Source organism: Brucella sp. HL-2 (genome assembly GCF_025846885.2).
GTDB lineage: Bacteria > Pseudomonadota > Alphaproteobacteria > Rhizobiales > Rhizobiaceae > Brucella > Brucella quorumnocens.
In genome coordinates, this window is the sequence record NZ_JAOYTK010000003.1 from 130710 (window position 1) to 145080 (window position 14371).

Genomic DNA, 14371 nt, shown 5'->3' on the forward strand with positions numbered 1-14371 from the left:
GAATCGGTTTTCGGACAAGATGCGCTCAAGAACAAATAGTTGGAGCGTTTTCCCTGATTTAGAGAAATTTCAACCGCTCTAAGTACGACTTTTCTTTAAAACCGCCCTTAACGGGGCGGTTTTTTCGTTATGGGCATGTTTATGAGTTTGCAGTTGCAAAACTTGATGGAAAATTATTTCAGACTTGCTTGAAGATAAGCATGCTTCCTCATAGTTTCCTCTCAACCATAGGGGATAGAAGCTATGCTCAATTCGGTACTCGACGCTATCGGCAACACGCCACTGATCCGTTTGAAGAAAGCTTCAGAAGTCACTGGTTGCGAAATCTACGGCAAAGCTGAATTTCTCAATCCCGGCCAATCGGTTAAGGATCGTGCGGCGCTTTACATTATCCGCGATGCTGAGAAACGCGGGCTTTTAAAGCTCGGTGGCGTAATCGTCGAAGGCACTGCGGGCAATACAGGCATTGGTCTTACAATGGTTGCCAAGGCGCTAGGCTACCGAACGGTGATCGTTATCCCGGAAACCCAAAGTCAGGAAAAGAAGGACGCTTTGCGCCTTCTGGGTGCGGAACTGATCGAAGTTCCCGCCGCTCCTTATCGTAATCCCAACAACTACGTGCGCCTCTCAGGTCGCCTTGCAGAACAGCTCGCCAAAACCGAGCCGAATGGTGCCATATGGGCCAATCAGTTCGACAATATCGCCAATCGCTTGGCGCATGTCGAAACCACTGCGCAGGAAATCTGGCATGATACCGGCGGTAAGGTTGATGGCTTTGTATCGGCTGTCGGTTCAGGTGGCACGCTTGCAGGCACAGCTTTCGGGCTAAAAGAGAAGAATACGAGCATCAAAATCGCTCTTGCTGATCCGCACGGCGCTGCACTTCATTCGTTTTACACGACAGGTGAGCTGAAATCCGAAGGTGATTCCATCACTGAAGGCATCGGACAAGGGCGCATAACGGCCAATCTGGATGGTTTCTCACCAGACTTTTCCTATCGCGTTTCCGATGCCGAAGCACTCGATATCCTATTTGACCTGGTCGAGGAGGAGGGGCTTTGCCTCGGTGGCTCATCAGGCATCAATATTGCTGGTGCAATCCGCCTTGCAAAAGATCTCGGGCCGGGCCACACCATCGTGACCGTGCTGTGCGACTATGGTAATCGTTACCAGTCCAAGCTGTTCAATCCGACTTTCCTGCGTGGCAAAGATTTACCGGTGCCGGGCTGGCTGGAAGCGAAAACCGAGATCGACATACCGTACGAGGGATAATCATGGCATACGAGACTGAAGCTCTGTTCCGCGAAGATGCATATCTTAAAACCGCGGAGGGTTCAGTCGTTGCCCTGACCGAAACGGGCGGAATTATTCTCGATAAGACCAATTTCTATGCGACTTCTGGTGGTCAGCCGGGCGATACCGGTTTTTTTGAGCGCGCCGATGGCTCACGCATTGAAATTGCGGCGACTGTCACAGGCGAAAGCAAAAGCGAAATCATCCATATTCCAGTAGACGGGCAGACTGGGCCGGCTATTGGCGAAAAGCTTGCTCTGAACATTAACTGGGATCGCCGACATAAGCTGATGCGCATGCATACAGCCTGTCATCTGCTGTCCGTTGCTTGTCCATTTCCGATTACCGGCGCATCGGTCGGTGAAGAGGAAAGCCGTGTCGATTTTGATCTGCCGGATGCAAGCTACACCAAAGAGTTCGTAACAGAGAAACTGATGGAAATGGTGAAAGCCAATGATCCGATCAGTCTGCACTGGATAAGCGACGAAGAATTTCTGGCCAATCCTGATATCGTCAAATCGAAGAATGTGCGCCCTCCCGTCGGTGCAGGACGCCTTCGTCTGGTTGTCATCGGTGAAAATGGCAGTGTCGACTCGCAACCTTGCGGTGGCACACACGTTTCTGAAACGCAGGAAGTGGGGGAAATCCACATCGGCAAGATCGAAAAGAAGGGCAAGGAAAATCGCCGCTTCCGTATTCGATTTGGCAATGCACCGCAGGCTTAAAGCATTTGAGCCAAAAGTGCGAAGCGGTTTTGCGTAAATAGTACGTAAAAACAAATAGATAGAGAAGTTCCAACGGCTCAGTCTTAACTGGAGCTGTTCTGAATTCAGGAGCAATCATGTCGAACAAAAGTGCATTTGTTATCTCCCGCGATGATCTGAAGGCCAGACTGGGCGAACCAGGTCTCGCGATCGTGGATGCCTCCTGGTATTTGCCTGCGGCAGGGCGTAACGGGCGAGACGAATATGATGCCCGTCACATTCCCGGTGCTGTTTTCTTTGATCAGGATTTGATTGCCGACAAAGAGTCGGGGCTGCCACACACCTTGCCGTCGCCTGAGCTTTTTGCGCGCCATGTCGGTTCCATGGGCATAACCGCCGATGAAACTGTGGTCGTTTATGACGGTCCGGGCATGTTCTCAGCACCGCGTGTGTGGTGGATGTTCCGCGTCATGGGTGTGAAGAATGTTCTGGTGCTTGATGGTGGTTTTGATGGCTGGAAGGCAGCAAACTTTCCTGTAACCGATGAAGCAACAAAAATTGCAGCTACGCTTTTCACGCCTTCATTCAATGATGCGAAGGTTGTCAATTTTGCGGAAATGAGCAAAATCGTTGATGGACGTAGCTCCCAGATAACCGATGCGCGTGCTGCAGGCCGCTTCACAGGCCGCGATGCCGAACCACGTGAAGGTATGCGTTCGGGGCACATGCCCGGTGCGCGGAATGTGCCAGTAGGTACTCTGTCGGAGAATGGCGAGCTGAAAAGCCTCGATAGCCTGCGCGAAATTTTCGCCAATGCTGGTGTCGATCTTAAAAAGCCAGTCGTAACGAGCTGCGGATCAGGTGTAACGGCTGCAGTCATCACTCTTGCGTTGACATCCCTTGGTCATGAAGACAATCGGCTTTATGATGGTTCCTGGAGCGAGTGGGGCAGCAGGCAGGATACGCCTGTCGTGACCGGCGAAGCAGAATAAGCATGACGGAAAAATTGACGGCCAGAGTAACTCATCTGGAAATGACAGCGCGCCCAGCGCTGTCGGTTCCGGTTCCCTCTGGTTTGCGCCTCGCAATTATGCGCTCGACCGAAATGCCAGTGCATTTTTATCGTTATCTATATGAAAGAGTAGGGCGCCAACATCACTGGATGATGCGGCGCGTACAAAGCGATGCAGAAGTGGCTGAGGCCATTCATGCAGAAACCACTGAGATCCATGTCCTCTATGCGGACGGCAACCCGGCCGGATTGCTGGAACTCGATCTCTCGGCCTTGCCAGTAACCGCTGAAATTCTCTATTTCGGGCTGGTTCCTGATTATCAGGGACGGGGAGTTGGTAAATTCTTCTTTAGTGAAGCCATTTCAACCGCCTGGTCGCACAGCCCGCAAAAAGTGGCCATTCATACCAATACGCTCGATAGCCCGCGCGCGTTACAGCTATATCAGAAAATGGGTTTTGTGCCCGTTGGCTGGTCCGAGGAAGAAGTCAAACCCTGGGAATAATTTGGACCGGTACAATTGGAGCAGCTCCTGCCAAAGCGTAGTCGTTAGAACCGCTTCAAAATTTTGCTCAAAATGCTTTAGCCTCTTGCCACTTCGCGGCCATTGGTAATCGAAACCACAGACGCACTGGTGATACGCCCACTTTCCTCGTCGAAAACAACACAATTTCGTCCGCGCTGCTTCGCCATATAAAGACACCGGTCGGCGCGGCTTAGCACTTGGGAATTGGTTTCATTCTTAGGAGCAGATGCCACGCCGATGCTGATCGTCAGCGGATAAATTTGATACTCCGTGGCATGGAATGGCGTATTTTCTACTTCTGCGCGAATTCGCTGTGCCACCCGCATTCCTGTTTCACCAGTGGCGCCAGGAAGAAACACGCAGAATTCCTCACCACCAATACGCCCCACCAGATCACCTTTCCGGGTAACATTCTGAAGTGCAAAGGCAATCAGCTTGAGTGCACGGTCGCCGACGCTGTGCCCGAACGTGTCGTTTATCGCCTTGAAGTGATCGGCATCGATAACGAGAAGTGTTCCGCTCTCAATGCGCGAACGGCTGATTTTCATAGCATCAAACAGCGCTTCACGATTTAGCAATCCGGTCATGTGATCGACGCGAGAGCGGGCTTGTAATTCGGTGTGGGCTTTTTCGAGTTGCATATAGGCATCGCTGAGCTTGCTATGCTGCAAAAAGATATAAAGAAGCGAAGGGAAGGCCGTTATGGTCGGGATCACGACGCTGAGACTAATGGCGATAATCCCAGGCATGCCGCCCGAGAAAAATCCGACGGTCAGGCTGGTCCCGACGGAAAACAGGACTACAGACAACGTTATCAACGTTGCCTTCCATAAAGCCGCCTTCATACCGAACTCCCCAACCCCGACGAAGATGTTTTAAATGCCTGTCTCTGAACCCTCTATGAACAGACCTGATCTTTGTGGGCCTTATAAGAGGAATGCTTTGGCGAAGAAAGACGCGCGCCTGCACGGATGCAATTTTTTATATATGCGTGCCATTATTGACACAATCTAAAGTAGAGCGTCGCGAATATATTACCCATAGATTAGCTGAACGACAACTATCTTTAAAAGAAATAACAGAGATTGTAATTTTTAACATGTTACTAATGTACAATGTTAGAACGTAACAACACCCAAACAACAGAAGGACGCCCCTATAGCGTCCCTCAATGTTCATTACGCTATATCGTCGGGCGACTGGTGGATTGAATTTGACGTTTGAATCCCGACCGATATTCACACTGTATCAAACGTCAAATTCGAAAAATCCACTAGATTTATAAACTTACTAGTGGTCGTTTTGATTCCGACATTTGTCCGATGCTTGTAGCCGAGTCTTGCAAATGTCGGAATCAGATCACTAGAAGACTGCGAGATATTTCAGGAGCGATATGATACCGATGATGATGACGATCACCTGAGCGATCTGTTTCACTTTCCCATCGAGTGGCAGCATATTGATGAGATACAGAACGAGAAAGATAACCAGAATTGTTATCAGCAGACTGATGAGGATGGACATAGGCAGTCGGACCCTTCCCGGAACGGCTTTTCTATACTCATTCGGCCGCGGTTCCTTCGCAACGCCGAACTGAACTTGGTAATCATGGGAAGCGAGGAATATTCCTTGGCCCCACACATCCCTGATCTCAATCATCTTCAGTTTGAAAATGATGTGCCGGTTAACGTTCCAATGAGAATAAGGTTCCAATAATTTACAAAGCAAAACGTCGGCTTACGCCACTGTTTACTAGAGCGTGTCGCGCTTAATCGCACCCATGGCGCTCGCTCTAGATTCTATTAAATGTCGCATGTTCGCGGGAGCTCAAATGGATCCATTTGAGCGCGACATGCTTTAGGTTTGTGATTTGAAACTATGCGCTATTTCAGCATAGACCCTGTTTGCTGGCGTCGGCTATGCCAGCTGAATGCTTCTTCAAGGAGGTGAGGGGTGTGCCCACCTCGGCTGCAAGCACGCTCGAAATAATCATTAAGCTGATCGCGATAATCCGGGTGAGCACAATTGTTGATAACCAGCTTTGCCCGTTCACGAGGCGCAAGACCACGAAGATCTGCCAGACCTTGTTCGGTTACCAGAATATCTACGTCGTGTTCGGTATGATCGACATGCGTCACCATCGGAACGATCGACGATATAGCACCGTTTTTGGCTTCTGATTTACTCACGAAAATCGAAATATAAGCGTTACGTGCAAAATCACCCGAACCGCCGATGCCGTTCATCATATGCGTGCCATCGACATGGGTCGAATTTACATTCCCATAGATATCGAACTCAAGAGCAGTATTGATACCGATAATACCAAGACGGCGAATGACCTCAGGATGATTGCTAATCTCCTGTGGACGTAGGATCAGCTTGTCGCGATAGCGGTCAATGTTGTTGAAGACGCGTTCGCCACAGGCAGGGCTCAATGTGATCGATGAACCAGAAGCATAATCGAGTTTTCCCGCATCAAAAAGATCGAAGGTGCTGTCCTGCAGCACTTCACTATACATGCGAAGATTATGGAACGGGCTATCTGCAAAGCCATTGAGAACCGCATTGGCAATTGTACCGATGCCCGCCTGTAAAGGATTGAGTGTCAGATCAAGACGACCTGCCTCGACTTCGTTCAAGAGGAACTGGATGAGGTGTGAAGCAATCGCAATCGTCTCACCATCCGCAGGCTCTACAGTTGAAGCGCTATCATTTTCCTGTGTGATGACGATACCGGCAATCTTCTCCGGCGGAATCGGGATGTATGGAAGACCAACACGGCTGTCGCAGGCTATAACCGGGATTGGATCGCGGGAAGGGCGCTTGGTCGGAATATAGATGTCGTGCAATCCTTCAAGCGCCAATGGCTGGTTCAGATTGACTTCAACAATGACTTTCTCGGCAAGAATAGCAAAACTTGCCGAGTTGCCGATGGACGTTGTGGGAATGATCCCACCATTTTCGGTGATAGCAAGTGCCTCGACGACAGCGTAATCAATGGGACCAATCTGGTTGGAACGCAGCTGCTCGACAGTTTCAGACAGGTGTTGATCGATGAACATGACTTCGCCGCGATTGATCGCTGCGCGCAAAGTACGATCCACCTGAAAAGGCATACGGCGGGCCAGCACATGAGCTTGCGTCAGCAGCTTATCGACATCGTGGCCCAGAGAGGCGCCGGTAATCAGGGTAATCTGAAAGGGATCGCTCGCTGCACGTGCAGCCATTGCGAGTGGAACGGCTTTGGCATCACCTGCGCGTGTAAATCCGCTCATGCCGACAATCATGCCATCTTTGATCAGGCTTGCGGCTTCTTCCGCAGTGATAATCTTGTCACGCAGAGACGCGTTCCTGATACGTGCTTCCAACATGTAATCTACCTTCCTTGCAGACCGGCTTTAGGCCGGAAACAACGCTCTCCAGTACGCGCAACTAATATGAGCATGGTAGCCGGAGTCAGCGCATGCAGGTAATAGCGCATGCTGACTGCGATTACACGCATGCTTTGGTCTTAGATCGGCAATGTGGAATTACATCGCAAAACCGTTCCAAGGAATGATTTCAATCAAATCAAGCCAGTGCAACATGGCCGAAGCTATTCCCAACGCAATGATTTCAGGATAAATCTAACGTTGTTGGCACCGTCCTTCTCATAAAAACACTGAAGCGCATTTCTTTCAGCAGCACCGTCTGACTGGGAATTGTGTCTTCGCAAGAAGAAGAGGTTATGCGATGAACGATATCGCTAATCAGAGTGTCGGTTTTGGCCGAATTGCGGTTATGATTCCGGTCAAAGAAATGGATGCGGCCTGTCAATTTTACTGCGGCGCACTAGGCTTCAAAAAAGTCTTTGAAAACGGAAACCCGGTGGGTTTCATGATCCTGAAGCGCGACGAAGGTGAATTACACCTCTCACTGCAAAAAGATCACAAAGCCGCGAATTTCAACATTGCTCACATGCTGGTGAAAGACGTCGATGCTATGTACGCAATTTGTAAGCGTCATGGCATGAGGATCATAAAAGGTCTGCAAGACAAAGACTACGGTTTGCGGGCGTTTGTTTTTGAAGACCCGGACGGCAACCGTATCGACGTCGGACAAAAACTTAACAATAACAAAGCAGAATGATGCTTTTTTTATTGTCGAATATCTAAACTGAAAGCGCTGTTTTCTTTTCTGAGATCTAGTGTGCTAGGCAGGGCGGGATAAGTCCTGCCTAGCAATTTTATTATCGGCAGCGAGCTGTATAGATCCGTCCACGGCGATCGCGGTATTCACACTTACCGTTACGCAGGTTGCGAACCAGCAAACCACCAATAGCGCCAGCGCCCGCACCAATCAGTGCACCACGACCACCACCGGCAATTCCTCCAATAGCGGCACCCGCGACGGTTCCAATACTGACGTCCTTCTCAGTAGTCGTACAGCCTGTAATGATTAGCATTGCAACTAGCGCAATCGAAATTTTACCCATGAAACCCATCCTCTCCGTGTAATGAACAAAATGCTCATGGTTAGGCCAATCCGGTTCATTTATGAGCACTTTAACATGAATGACATAAATCGGTTTTGTATCTAAGCGCCAATTCTTTCTGAAAGGAAATTTACCTGCCGTGAATTAGCAATAGTTTTGCAGCTAAAGTTGGGAACCTTCTTTAGCTGGTAGCATCAATTTGTATTGTTGCCGTTTCCTTACAGAACGCCAACAATGAGGTTTGCAGTGCACCAGTGTGCTATTTTACGACGTTCATCTAGATCTATGTGCGAGTAGGCGTGTTGTATGAAGGCTTCTGGCATTGAATAACTCATTGTTATCATTTGCAAGTCGCACTTCAAACTAGAACCCACCCCTGTTATATGTCTCGATCACATAAGATAGATTATGGAACAAGACGATCTAAGTTCGCACACAAGACCCAATAAACGTTAGCGACGCTGAGCTATGTAGAGATGTCCTGGAACTGGCGATCCTTGCTCACTTCGAACAGTGATATCCGTGCAACGAATACAGTCCATACCGTGTTCTGAGAGCAGCGAACGTACATAGGACTGCGCATGTGCAAAACGTTGGAAATCGCCAACCATGAAATCACGGCCAGCGAAACGCTCATCTGACTGCGTTTCACTGGAGAACCCGAAATAGCCTCCAGTCCGCAGATGCTCCGCAACGCCCGAGAAAAAGCGGTCAAGCTCGCCCATATAAGGCAGCACGTCTGTTGCGACGATCAGGTCCCAAGCGTCTTCCTCTGTGGTCTCAAGAAAACGAACTGCTTCGCCGACAAAAAGCGCATCGTAATCGCCTTTTTCATAAGCCACTTCGATCATGTTTTCAGATATGTCGACGCCGGTCTTGTGATCGGCCATGTCGTCCAGCGCATCGGCAGAAAGCCCGGTACCGCAGCCAAGATCCAGCATGCGCTCGACCTGAAACTCTTCATCCAGTTCCAGAAGCATTTCACGCAATTGCAGCGGCACGTCATAACCAAGCTGATCAACGAGAATTGTATCGAACATCTCGGCATGCTGATCAAACAGCGTTGCAACATAAGCGTCCGGTGCTTTCGGCGGCACAGTTCCTCGACCCATGCTTGCGAGACGTACGGCAGCGCCACCGTGGTCTTCGGGATCAATTTCGAGAACTGCTTTATAGGCCTCAGCAGCAGCATCCAGATCGCCAGCCTTTTCCAAGGCAAGCGCATGGTTGTAAGCCTCAGCAAGCGCCTCTTGGTCAAGAGAATCCATGTTATGGGATTTGCCGTTCTGCTTGGACATCTGCGTTGCCTTTTGTTGAGCCGTCAGCGAACTGAAAAGGCCAGTAGAGAGCTATTATACGGGTTACGGCGCGTGTTCCATAGATGGAAAGGGCGAGGCGAACCACTCGCCTGCCCTCCTACCCTCATATGAAGATGACAGCAAGAACCAGTTCTATTCAGCCGCCGCAGTTGCCGTACTGGAAGCAGGCTTATGATCGGCAAGTTTGCGCGCAATCACTGCGCAAGCCATCAGCTGAATTTGGTGAAACAGCATGAGCGGCAGCACGACACTACCGACATTCGCGCCCGCAAAGATCGCACTGGCCATCGGCGCGCCGCTGGCGAGGCTTTTCTTCGAACCGCAAAACATAATGGTGATGCGGTCAGCGTGATTAAAGCCGAACCACTTGCTTCCATACCATGTGGCCAGCATGACGATCACCAGAAGCAGGATATTTACACCGATCATGACGCCAAGATCGCTCCAGGAAACGGTGTGCCACAGGCCTTCAACGATAGCCTCGCTGAATGCGAGATAGACAACCATCAGGATCGAACCACGGTCGACAAAGCCAAGCGATTTGCTGTGACGACGCATGAAATTACCAATCCATGGCTGCAAGATTTGCCCCAGAACAAATGGTGCAAGCAATTGCAGCAAAATCGCTTCCAGCGCATCGACTGAAATCCCGCCGCCGCCTTTAACCGCAAACAGCAGTCCGACAAGCAACGGCGTCAGGAACATGCCGAAAATATTCGATGCCGATGCAGAAACGATGGCCGCAGAAACATTGCCGCCAGCCATAGAGGTAAAGGCGATTGAAGATTGTACGGTTGAAGGAAGAACGCAGAGATAAAGGATACCGAGATAAAACGGCGATTGCGCAAGCCCCGGAATAGTCCAGCCTGCGGTCAGTCCCAAAATTGGAAACAGGACGAATGTTGAGCAGACGACCGCCAGATGCAGTCGCCAGTGAGTGACGCCAGCCACAACTGCCTCACGCGACAAACGCGCGCCGTGCAGGAAGAACAGAAGTCCAACTGCGATCTTGGTTGCAATACCGAACCATTCAGCAAAATCACCCTGCACAGGAAGAAATGATGCAAGCAGAATGGTCGCAATCAACATGCAGGTGAACTTATCGGGCAGAAAACGCATTTCTCGTCAGTCCTTCAGCACTTCATACTTGAACGCTCCCCGAGAACACACACACATGCCTCCGAGAACGTTCCGAGCTAGTTGTGATCCCTAGCGGTCTGATTCCGATATTTGCATCCCTCGGATACTGGCGTCGGACAAATGTCGGAATCAAGATGACCACTAGCAAGTTTATGAATCTAGTGGGTTTTTCGAATTTGACGTTTGAAACAGCATGTATGTCAGTCGGGATTCAACCGTCAAATTCAATCCACTAGTTTGTAATAAGCCGATCAGAAATCGGCACAACACTAAAGGACGGAGTTAGCCGCCAATCGGATCACTTTTCCGGGAAAATGAGCTGCATAAGGGCCTTTCAACCCTCAATCCATCTCATATCCATTTGGATTTTTCGACTGCCAGTTCCAGATGTCCTTGCACATTTCCTGAAGATTTTTCTCGGCAGTCCAGCCAAGGAAATCACGTGCAAAAGCAGGGTCGGCATAACACTCGGCCACATCGCCCGGACGGCGTGGCGAAAGCTCATATTTAATTTCACGATTTGAAACGTGTTCGAAGGCTTTTACTACATCAAGAACGCTGTAGCCCTGCCCTGTCCCCAGATTGACAGAAAAGCACTTTGGCTCATCAAGTTTCTTGAGCGCCTTGAGATGTCCGGCGGCAAGATCAACGACATGGATATAGTCACGAACCCCCGTACCATCCGGCGTATTATAATCATTACCCCAGATGTTGAGCTTTTCGCGGCGGCCGGTTGCCACTTGTGCGATGATCGGCATCAGGTTGTTTGGAATACCCTTGGGATCTTCGCCGATCAGGCCGCTTTCATGCGCGCCGACCGGATTGAAATAACGCAGGATCGCGATCTTCCAGCTGTTATCGCTGTTATAAAGATCGCGCAGCATATCTTCGATAATAAGCTTCGTGCGCCCATATGGATTGGTCGCGGAAAGCGGCTGATCTTCGGTAATCGGCAATTTTTCTGGATCGCCATAAACCGTCGCAGACGAGCTGAAGACAAGTGTCTTGACGCCTGTGGCTTCCATAGCCTGCAACAAACGCAGCGTGCCAAGCACATTACAATCATAATAATGCAACGGCTTTTCACTCGACTCACCCACTGCTTTCAAACCGGCAAAATGGATGACAGCCGTGCATTTATGACGCGTGATGATCTGTTCCAGCAAAGTACGGTCGCGAATATCGCCCGGTTCGCGAATAGGTGCGCAACCAGTGATTTTTTCCACGCGATGGAGAGCTTCCGGATTACTGTTATCGAAGTTATCGACCACCACCACATCATGGCCGGCCTCGATCAGCTGTACACATGTATGAGAACCGATATATCCGGCGCCACCAGTTACAAGAATCGTCATGCTTTAAATACCTGCTTGTTGAACATACAGCCCCAATGTGCGATCCCGAGAGCGTTTGTTGGCTGACTATGCAAAAACCGTAGCGAACTGCAACCCAAACCCTCCGATTCTTGCAGACTGCCTCAAGAATGCGACATCAATTTTAATGGAGCGAAGATGGAACCCTCCCGCAATATCAACCGTCTTCTCGAAATCATGGTTGCCCTTCGTGACCCCGAAACGGGCTGTCCCTGGGACGTAGAACAGACCTCCAGATCAATCGCGCCTTATACACTCGAGGAAGTCTATGAGGTCCTCGATGCCATCGAGCGCGACGATGTTGATGATTTTCGTGAAGAGCTCGGCGATTTGTTGCTGCAGGTGGTTTTTCATTCACGCATGGCGGAAGAACAGGGCCAGTTTGCTTTTGGTGACGTCGTTGAGGCCATCACGCACAAAATGATCCGTCGCCATCCGCATGTGTTTGGCGACGCAGAAGCCCGAAGCGCTGGCATGGCCAAAGGCTCTTGGAACCGCATCAAGGCTGAAGAAAAGGCCGAGCGAGCAGAACGCCGCGCTAAGCTTGGCTTGGAAACTATTGATAAAACACGTTATCTTGACGATATCCCGAACGCCTTCCCGGCTCTCCTACGCGCGTTAAAGCTACAGCAAAAAGCAGCCAAAGTCGGTTTCGATTGGTCGGAAGCAGCACCTATACTGGACAAGATCGCGGAAGAAACAGCCGAGCTCAAAGAAGCAATGGCGGCGCAGGACAAAGCCAATATTGCGGAAGAATATGGCGATCTGCTTTTCGCAATGGTCAATCTCGGCCGGCATTTGGAAATTGATGCCGAAACAGCGCTCATTGCAGCGAACGACAAATTCAAGCGTCGCTTTGATTTCATCGAAAAGTCGTTGAAGGAATCAGGCAGCAGCCTTGAGGCAGCACGGCTCGATGACATGGAAGCAATCTGGGTCGAGGCAAAGAAAAACGGGCTGTAACTAGCCCCGATAATTCAAATTTTGTCTTCCCAATTTGGTCGAAACATCTGATAGACGCCCTCTGTGGTCGCATAATCCATATAGCCAAGTCGGGTCACCGGCTTAGCTTTTTTAATGTCGAACAGACCATCCGTAAGCACTCGGTCGTCAATATGCACACCAACGACCTCGCCAATCACCATGTAGTTGTCGGTCGGCCTGCCCTCTTTGTCCTGCAAGCGCTTAATCTCCACGGCGACGCACTCCAGCGCAGCGTAGGCTTCTTTCACATATGGCGCCGCGATGAGTTTGCTGTGCGCAATCGTCAGCCCAGCATATTCAAATTCGCTGGTCCCGCGCGGAGCGTTGATCGATGAAGCGTTCATCTTCTCTTTGAGATGATCGCTCACCAGATTGGCCGTGAACTCGCCCGTCTCTTCAATAAACGAAACACTGTCTTTAAAACCGCTTGATGAAAACATCACCATCGGCGGCGTATCGCATATTGCATTGAAGAATGAATATGGAGCGAGGTTGACCGCGCCATTTTTTGACCGCGTCCCGATCCAGCCAATCGGACGCGGTGCGACAATCGCTTTGAATGGATTGTGAGGAAGATTATGACCGACTGATGGCTCATAAAACATCTGTTTTTCCATTAGTTAAGGCTGAGCTATAAAGCGAAAGATCAGGATGACCACGGCCCGCTGTAATCAGAGACAATCTTGTCCATTTCAGCTCTCGGGCGTTCGGGCATCTTGTTTTGCGCCGTACCAATATGAACGAACCCAGCAACCCGCTCTTCAGGTGAGAGACCAAGAAACGCACGTGCTGGCGCATCGTCTGAATACCAGTTGGTGATCCAGTTGGTTGCGTAGCCAAGCGCGTTCGCAGCAGTACAAAGATTCATGGCCACGGCACCTGCCGAAAGAAACTGCTCCCATTCCGGGATACGTTCATGGGCAACTGGTGACGAAACAATGCCAATGACCAACGGTGCGCGAGCAAAGCGCGCACGTTCCTGATCTTTGCGGCTATCATTCAAAGGCCCCTCCCGCTCTTCTGCGCGCTTGGCCAGATATTCGCCTACCTTGTGACGAGCGTCACCACGATAAAGAATAAAGCGCCACGGTGTAAGACGTCCATGATCCGGTACGCGTGCTGCCACTTTCAACAATTCGTCTAGTTCAGTCCCCTGCGGTGCTGGTTCTGAAATGGCGGAAATAGGCGTAGAGCTGCGCTGGGCCAGAAAATCAAACACCGGATGCGTCACGGAAATCCCTCATCGCTAAAATCTGCATATATGACTCCACTTAGAGCATAATCCGACAGGAATGAAACAATGATCGATAAGATTATGCTTCAACCAGAAAACTTCGGAGCGCTAATCTAATAAAATCAGATCGAACGCACTCTCAACGGAGGCGGGTTCTTCTCGCGCGACATCATAAAGGTGTAAAGCCAAAAATCTGTGACGCAGCATATCTCCCGTGTATAAATTTGCCATGATAACGGTCGATTTGGCCTTGAATTCGCCACCCGCTTGGGTTCAAAACATCATCATGTCAGATATTCTGGGTCTGTTT

The 14371-nt window shown here is 50.1% G+C and carries 15 protein-coding genes; 6 read left to right on the top strand and 9 right to left on the bottom strand.

Annotated elements, in window-relative coordinates:
* The first annotated feature begins 243 nt into the window (after positions 1-243).
* The 4 genes from OIV19_RS06435 to OIV19_RS06450 all read left to right on the top strand — a co-directional run bounded on the left by OIV19_RS06435 (position 244) and on the right by OIV19_RS06450 (position 3513).
* Positions 244-1272, top strand: a complete 1029-nt coding sequence (locus OIV19_RS06435; RefSeq protein ID WP_095446667.1) for a cysteine synthase A — start codon at positions 244-246, stop codon at positions 1270-1272.
* 2 nt (positions 1273-1274) lie between these two features.
* Positions 1275-2018 (top strand): alanyl-tRNA editing protein, encoded by a 744-nt coding sequence (locus OIV19_RS06440; RefSeq protein WP_151094845.1) that lies wholly within the window; start codon positions 1275-1277, stop codon positions 2016-2018.
* Between the two features lie 116 nt (positions 2019-2134).
* Positions 2135-2989: a 3-mercaptopyruvate sulfurtransferase gene (gene sseA, locus OIV19_RS06445; RefSeq protein WP_264231041.1), complete on the top strand. Its 855-nt coding sequence runs from the start codon at positions 2135-2137 to the stop codon at positions 2987-2989.
* A gap of 2 nt (positions 2990-2991) precedes the next feature.
* Positions 2992-3513 carry a GNAT family N-acetyltransferase gene (locus OIV19_RS06450; protein WP_095446670.1) on the top strand — a complete coding sequence of 174 codons (522 nt, stop codon included), beginning with the start codon at positions 2992-2994 and terminating at the stop codon, positions 3511-3513.
* A gap of 77 nt (positions 3514-3590) precedes the next feature.
* On the opposite strand, the gene OIV19_RS06455 is transcribed toward OIV19_RS06450, so the two are convergent.
* The 3 genes from OIV19_RS06455 to scpC all read right to left on the bottom strand — a co-directional run bounded on the left by OIV19_RS06455 (position 3591) and on the right by scpC (position 6908).
* Positions 3591-4379 (bottom strand): GGDEF domain-containing protein, encoded by a 789-nt coding sequence (locus OIV19_RS06455; RefSeq protein WP_151094839.1) that lies wholly within the window; start codon positions 4377-4379, stop codon positions 3591-3593.
* A 517-nt stretch (positions 4380-4896) separates the two neighbouring features.
* Positions 4897-5058, bottom strand: a complete 162-nt coding sequence (locus OIV19_RS06460; protein WP_094539610.1) for a Thivi_2564 family membrane protein — start codon at positions 5056-5058, stop codon at positions 4897-4899.
* Positions 5059-5417: 359 nt separating this feature from the next.
* Positions 5418-6908, bottom strand: coding sequence for a succinyl-CoA:acetate CoA-transferase ScpC (gene scpC / locus OIV19_RS06465; protein WP_264231042.1), 1491 nt, complete (start codon positions 6906-6908; stop codon positions 5418-5420).
* 361 nt (positions 6909-7269) lie between these two features.
* Here scpC and OIV19_RS06470 point away from each other — a divergent pair, with 361 nt between their 5' ends.
* On the top strand, positions 7270-7665 hold the full coding sequence (locus tag OIV19_RS06470; RefSeq protein ID WP_264231043.1) for a VOC family protein: 396 nt from the start codon (positions 7270-7272) through the stop codon (positions 7663-7665).
* A gap of 100 nt (positions 7666-7765) precedes the next feature.
* Here OIV19_RS06470 and OIV19_RS06475 read toward each other — a convergent pair whose 3' ends face one another.
* The 4 genes from OIV19_RS06475 to galE form a co-directional block, all read right to left on the bottom strand.
* Entirely contained in the window at positions 7766-8011 is a 246-nt protein-coding gene (locus OIV19_RS06475) for a YMGG-like glycine zipper-containing protein (RefSeq protein WP_151094835.1), read from the bottom strand.
* 452 nt (positions 8012-8463) lie between these two features.
* Positions 8464-9279, bottom strand: a complete 816-nt coding sequence (locus OIV19_RS06480; protein WP_095447906.1) for a class I SAM-dependent methyltransferase — start codon at positions 9277-9279, stop codon at positions 8464-8466.
* 183 nt (positions 9280-9462) lie between these two features.
* Positions 9463-10449, bottom strand: a complete 987-nt coding sequence (locus OIV19_RS06485; protein WP_095446675.1) for a bile acid:sodium symporter family protein — start codon at positions 10447-10449, stop codon at positions 9463-9465.
* A gap of 362 nt (positions 10450-10811) precedes the next feature.
* The gene (gene galE / locus OIV19_RS06490) at positions 10812-11825 is read right to left on the bottom strand and encodes a UDP-glucose 4-epimerase GalE (protein WP_264231044.1); all 1014 of its coding nucleotides are present in this window, start codon (positions 11823-11825) and stop codon (positions 10812-10814) included.
* A gap of 156 nt (positions 11826-11981) precedes the next feature.
* On the opposite strand from galE, the gene mazG reads away from it, so the two are divergent.
* Positions 11982-12806: a nucleoside triphosphate pyrophosphohydrolase gene (gene mazG / locus OIV19_RS06495; RefSeq protein WP_095446677.1), complete on the top strand. Its 825-nt coding sequence runs from the start codon at positions 11982-11984 to the stop codon at positions 12804-12806.
* A gap of 14 nt (positions 12807-12820) precedes the next feature.
* Here mazG and OIV19_RS06500 read toward each other — a convergent pair whose 3' ends face one another.
* Together OIV19_RS06500 and OIV19_RS06505 are read right to left on the bottom strand one after the other, a co-directional pair.
* Positions 12821-13432 (bottom strand): flavin reductase family protein, encoded by a 612-nt coding sequence (locus tag OIV19_RS06500; protein WP_095446678.1) that lies wholly within the window; start codon positions 13430-13432, stop codon positions 12821-12823.
* 41 nt (positions 13433-13473) lie between these two features.
* Complete coding sequence (locus tag OIV19_RS06505; protein WP_095446679.1) at positions 13474-14058, bottom strand: nitroreductase family protein; 585 nt, start codon at positions 14056-14058, stop codon at positions 13474-13476.
* Positions 14059-14371: the final 313 nt, after the last annotated feature.

What these genes read in the sequence shown, in the direction of transcription:
- OIV19_RS06435 (WP_095446667.1), top strand. Translation starts at nt 244, where the DNA reads ATGCTCAATTCGGTACTCGACGCTATCGGCAACACGCCACTGATCCGT.
- OIV19_RS06440 (WP_151094845.1), top strand. Translation starts at nt 1,275, where the DNA reads ATGGCATACGAGACTGAAGCTCTGTTCCGCGAAGATGCATATCTTAAA.
- sseA (WP_264231041.1), top strand. Translation starts at nt 2,135, where the DNA reads ATGTCGAACAAAAGTGCATTTGTTATCTCCCGCGATGATCTGAAGGCC.
- OIV19_RS06450 (WP_095446670.1), top strand. Translation starts at nt 2,992, where the DNA reads ATGACGGAAAAATTGACGGCCAGAGTAACTCATCTGGAAATGACAGCG.
- OIV19_RS06455 (WP_151094839.1), bottom strand. Translation starts at nt 4,379, where the DNA reads ATGAAGGCGGCTTTATGGAAGGCAACGTTGATAACGTTGTCTGTAGTC.
- OIV19_RS06460 (WP_094539610.1), bottom strand. Translation starts at nt 5,058, where the DNA reads ATGTCCATCCTCATCAGTCTGCTGATAACAATTCTGGTTATCTTTCTC.
- scpC (WP_264231042.1), bottom strand. Translation starts at nt 6,908, where the DNA reads ATGTTGGAAGCACGTATCAGGAACGCGTCTCTGCGTGACAAGATTATC.
- OIV19_RS06470 (WP_264231043.1), top strand. Translation starts at nt 7,270, where the DNA reads ATGAACGATATCGCTAATCAGAGTGTCGGTTTTGGCCGAATTGCGGTT.
- OIV19_RS06475 (WP_151094835.1), bottom strand. Translation starts at nt 8,011, where the DNA reads ATGGGTAAAATTTCGATTGCGCTAGTTGCAATGCTAATCATTACAGGC.
- OIV19_RS06480 (WP_095447906.1), bottom strand. Translation starts at nt 9,279, where the DNA reads ATGGATTCTCTTGACCAAGAGGCGCTTGCTGAGGCTTACAACCATGCG.
- OIV19_RS06485 (WP_095446675.1), bottom strand. Translation starts at nt 10,449, where the DNA reads ATGCGTTTTCTGCCCGATAAGTTCACCTGCATGTTGATTGCGACCATT.
- galE (WP_264231044.1), bottom strand. Translation starts at nt 11,825, where the DNA reads ATGACGATTCTTGTAACTGGTGGCGCCGGATATATCGGTTCTCATACA.
- mazG (WP_095446677.1), top strand. Translation starts at nt 11,982, where the DNA reads ATGGAACCCTCCCGCAATATCAACCGTCTTCTCGAAATCATGGTTGCC.
- OIV19_RS06500 (WP_095446678.1), bottom strand. Translation starts at nt 13,432, where the DNA reads ATGTTTTATGAGCCATCAGTCGGTCATAATCTTCCTCACAATCCATTC.